At 42.5% G+C, this 4,370-nt stretch carries 5 protein-coding genes; 1 reads left to right on the top strand and 4 read right to left on the bottom strand.

Features of this window, described 5'->3' with window-relative positions; genetic code table 11:
* Both PLH26_RS20455 and PLH26_RS20450 read right to left on the bottom strand, forming a co-directional pair.
* Positions 1-262: transglutaminase-like domain-containing protein (locus PLH26_RS20455; protein WP_324587876.1), on the bottom strand; the 262-nt coding region annotated here is incomplete at its 3' end.
* A gap of 3 nt (positions 263-265) precedes the next feature.
* Positions 266-1,147, bottom strand: coding sequence for a DUF3857 domain-containing protein (locus PLH26_RS20450; protein WP_324587875.1), 882 nt, complete (start codon positions 1,145-1,147; stop codon positions 266-268).
* 86 nt (positions 1,148-1,233) lie between these two features.
* On the opposite strand from PLH26_RS20450, the gene queG reads away from it, so the two are divergent.
* Positions 1,234-2,160, top strand: coding sequence for a tRNA epoxyqueuosine(34) reductase QueG (gene queG / locus PLH26_RS20445; protein WP_324587874.1), 927 nt, complete (start codon positions 1,234-1,236; stop codon positions 2,158-2,160).
* A 213-nt stretch (positions 2,161-2,373) separates the two neighbouring features.
* On the opposite strand, the gene PLH26_RS20440 is transcribed toward queG, so the two are convergent.
* Both PLH26_RS20440 and PLH26_RS20435 read right to left on the bottom strand, forming a co-directional pair.
* Positions 2,374-2,970, bottom strand: coding sequence for a hypothetical protein (locus tag PLH26_RS20440; protein ID WP_324587873.1), 597 nt, complete (start codon positions 2,968-2,970; stop codon positions 2,374-2,376).
* Positions 2,967-4,265, bottom strand: a complete 1,299-nt coding sequence (locus PLH26_RS20435) for an LVIVD repeat-containing protein (RefSeq protein WP_324587872.1) — start codon at positions 4,263-4,265, stop codon at positions 2,967-2,969. Before PLH26_RS20435 ends, PLH26_RS20440 begins: the two co-directional genes overlap by 4 nt.
* Positions 4,266-4,370 lie beyond the last annotated feature (105 nt).

Below are 4,370 nucleotides of genomic sequence, written 5' to 3'. Positions count from 1 at the left end.
CAATGCCCTGCTGCTTCATCATAGCTGTAAGCAGCAAATTGATATCGGCAACATAACCGTTTTTATTTTTGTTGATGGTTTTGAGCGGTGCCGAAAGCCCGATGCCTCTTTTGCCGGTAGAAGTAAACCTGTCGCGAACATAAGTATATATTTTCTTTGCTTTTTCAAGGTTGTCTGCCGCGCCCTGTGTAACAGGCTTTAATTCGTCTTCCAGCCAGTTATTGTTTTTTAAAAGTCCTGCGCCGAAATCATCATCTTTCATTAGTTATACCGCCAAACTTGCCCAGTTGCCCATAATATCTTTTACCGGGGAATTTGGGAACCGGTACTGTGATAACTGGAATTCTATTTTGGATATATGATTGTGTATGGTGGATGTAAAGCTTTCGGTTTTTAATGCGGGCACATTTGTGGCTATCCATTTATGCTCAACGGCATTGGCTGTAAAACTGTAATAAGAAGAGCTTGAAACGCCACCCGGATCTACCATGCTGAAATTATCGCGGGTTGTTTTGGAGCTGTGCTCCAACGGAAAACTGCCCTGCGACAGGAACACATAATTGAAGAATTCCGGCATTTTTACCTCGTACTGGCTCCATAAAACCGGGTAATCGCCCTGGAACTCCCAGGGCTGCAGGTTGCGTAAAAAATCTGATTGAACAGTATATACATATTCAACCAGCGATCCTTCTTTTACAGCAGGAAGGGTGAACTTAACCGTTATATGGTTTTTATCGTACTTGTCTGTAAAAACAGACTTCTTATCCAGTTCCGTTTCCACTACTTTTCCGTTCTCAAGATTATAAGTAGATGCTTTGAGATTGATCACTTTTTCTTCTGCGCCACCACTTACATAAAGCGGTATTTCCACATTAGCAGCATCTACGCCGTTTTGATTGAGTATCTTTATGCGGGTATGCTTTTTAAATGATAATGAAAACCAGCCTTTGTTGTTCCCGTTGAAATCAGACCTGCCAATATCAGCGATAACCACCGCGCTCACGCTGGTATCAAATTTACTTTTGGAGAGGTCAAAATCGGCAGCAGCTATTTTTCCGAATTTAATATTGAGTTTATCCTGGGCAAAAAGATAATTTTGTGAGAGACTGAATACAGCTATCGCGAGGAGAAGGGTTTTGTTTTTCATGATTTATTAACCGGGTTTAAGAGGGCTGTAATACGAATGTAAGTTTTTTCCATTCAAACCACCACCACACCCTATAATTTTTTAATTTGAATACGAACGACCATACCGCCATTGTTAAAAACATAGCAACGCAATGCGGGTTTGATTATTGTGGGATCGCTAAAGCCGTACCGCTGGATGAAGATGCCCGCAGGCTGGAAGCCTGGCTGAGCAAAGGCATGCACGGGTCCATGCAATACATGGAAAATTATTTTGACCTGAGAGTGAACCCTGCAAAACTGGTACCCGGAGCTCAATCGGTAATTACGCTTTTATTGAATTATTTTCCTTCAGCATCTTCTCGTCAGGGTACGCCAAAGATATCCCGTTATGCCTGGGGAAACGATTACCATGAAGTGATCAGGGCTAAATTGAAATACTTCCTGCAGGAAATGAAAGCCAAAATAGGAGATGTGAACGGCAGGGGGTTCGTGGATTCTGCGCCGGTGCTGGAACGTACGTGGGCACAGCGCAGCGGACTGGGATGGATAGGAAAAAACGGGAACCTTATCAATAAAAGATCAGGGTCTTTCTTTTTTATCGCCACGCTTATTGTTGACATAAAACTGGACCATGACGATCCTGTTGCCAAAGATTATTGCGGCTCCTGCAGGAAATGCATTGATGCCTGCCCTACAAACGCGATACAGGAAAACAGGGTAATAGATGGCAGCAAATGCATTTCCTACTTCACCATTGAACTGAAAGACATGCTGATACCCGGTGAAATGAAAGGCAAATTCAACAACTGGATGTTCGGTTGTGATATATGCCAGGAGGTATGCCCCTGGAACCGCTTCAGTACGGCAACGCATGAAACGGCTTTTGAACCTATTCCGGAAGTACTCAATTTTGATACGCAGGACTGGGAGGCTTTAACGGAAGAAAGCTTTAAAAAGATCTTTAAAAATTCGCCGCTGAAAAGAGCCAAATTCGGTGGCATCAAAAGAAACCTGAAGTTCATCGGGTCGTAGCCTAAAAAGGTGTGAGGTATAAGCTATGAGCCGTGGGCTATCAGCTTTCAGCAGTCAGCTATCAGTGTCTCACCACTCACTATTCACAGCCATGAGCAGTCAGCTCTGAGCTATCGGCTAAAGGGATAAGTTGTAAGTAGTAAGATCACTCTCACGTTTCACTTCTCACCTCTCACCATTCACTTCTCACCATTCACCATTCACTACTCACTACTAAAACTGCCAGCCCAGTTTGATCATTAACCGGTTCATGCTGTAGTTGAATTTTTGTATATCCACCGTTTCCATATTTTCGCCCGTGATGGTAGTGGTAGTCCTTTTTTCACTGAAATATTTATGAGAGTATCCGGCGCTCAGCAAAAAAGCATTACCTCCTTTTACATGAACAGCGTATCCAAAGCCGGCATCCATATATGCGCCTCCCCTATTTTTATAATCGGTTTTGTTTGGCAAACCCCAAATGGAAAATACCGGCTCTTTTCTCTTAACCCAGGGCAGGTTATAGCCGCCATCTGCATATACAAACAGTTTGTTCCCTTTTTTTACATCAAACGATCTTCGCAGGTCAAGGAACAGGGGCACAGAACGGTAACGGTAAAAATCAATTCCTGCTCCTATGCCGGCAAACCAGTTCCCGTAACCCACACCGTTAACCGTTTGCAGCGCACCCGACACGGCATTGTTACCATTCACCAGCGCCACCTGTTCAACAGAATGAAAAACAGGTTTGGGCAATACCTTATGTTGCGCCTGCAAATGCAGGTTCAAAGCCAAAAAAATCATAATCGCTAAAACAATATGCTTTCTCATTGTTGCTTCACTTTAATTTTACTGAGCAATTGTATATTGCCGGGATCAGCGTACAGGTACTGGTATAAACCATCACTGGTCACCACCAGTGCAATATTGTTCATGGCGATCACATCATAGGTCTCTATTCCTTCAATGGCGGTTATCGGTTTAAGATTACGTACATCAGCAGCATTATATACTTTTAATCCATTGGCTCCGTCGCAGATGAACAGTATATCCCCGTCTTTAGACAACCCGTGCGGATTGGTCATTTCATAGGTCTTAACCAAAGAAGGACTGTTGATATCGGCAATATCCAGTATTTCCAAACGATTGCTGACGCTGTTGCATGTAGTGCCTGTACGCAATGTAACGTATGCATGTTTTTCATCGGCAATTACAGGGTCGCAACTTTGCACATGTAAAAACCGGCTCTCTTTTACAGGATTACCTCCATTTGAAATACTATAGATATACATACCCGTGGCAGAGCCAATGAACAGCTTTTGCTGAAAAGGGAAAATGGTTTCAATATTCTCACCGATATTTATTTTATTGGTGAACGATGGCTGTTGCGGCCTGCTTATCTCAAAAACATTCAGATCGTTTAAAGTAACGCTGTATAAATAATACCCTGCAACAGCAAATCGTGCCATGGAACCCCCGGTACCAAAAGGAGATACACTTTTGGAAGAAGAGGAATTAAACATGCTCTGATCCGAATAGCCCGCAAGGCTGCGCACATCATTATACATGAACGCTTCGCTCTTATTAAGATCAATGCCAAAAAAACCACCGTTGCCGCAGTCTATATTCACGGTAGTATCTCTTTTTACCCAGTCTACAATTACTTTACTGTTATCGGGATAAAATGTACCGTAGTATTGCCGGAACGGGAAAGCGTTCTCTACAATTTTAGTGGTTTTGGCATTGAGCGGGTCTGTAATATCGAGCGTAACCAGATCGGTATATGCATCAGCATACAATGTGTTTCCTTTCACCGCCATATCCATATTACCGGGTATGTCAATAAAAGCAACATTTTTGGGAGCAGTGGGGATGGCATTATCAATAATATGAATGCCCTTGTCTATTTCATTTAAAAAGATATAATTACCCCGGATATACAATTTGCCTGTTCTCTCCATTTCCCGCGGTGCATTGCTTTTAATATTTGCTCTTACCTCTTCAGTAGTTTTATATACAGGAACAAAGTAGCTGTAGGTTTGCGTGCAATGATCTTTAATGCATCCCTGCATCAATAACGCTGCAACCATAAAAATAAGAACAGGGTTGAATGTTTTTTTCAGCATGGCAATCGTTTATTGAACTGACAAACGATTAAGCATAACCGTTGCACAGCTTAGCCCACATTGCAGGAAAAGTTCCGTTAAATGTTAAAATTACTGCTGTGGGAA

Source organism: Agriterribacter sp. (assembly GCF_035444585.1).
Lineage (GTDB): Bacteria > Bacteroidota > Bacteroidia > Chitinophagales > Chitinophagaceae > Agriterribacter.
The sequence above is the reverse complement of the archived record's forward strand: the minus strand, read 5'-3'. Positions and strand labels throughout refer to the sequence as shown.

Excerpts from the sequence above, each read along its gene's own strand:
- PLH26_RS20450 (WP_324587875.1), bottom strand. The coding sequence starts at position 1,147 with ATGAAAAACAAAACCCTTCTCCTCGCGATAGCTGTATTCAGTCTCTCA.
- PLH26_RS20440 (WP_324587873.1), bottom strand. The coding sequence starts at position 2,970 with ATGAGAAAGCATATTGTTTTAGCGATTATGATTTTTTTGGCTTTGAAC.
- PLH26_RS20435 (WP_324587872.1), bottom strand. The coding sequence starts at position 4,265 with ATGCTGAAAAAAACATTCAACCCTGTTCTTATTTTTATGGTTGCAGCG.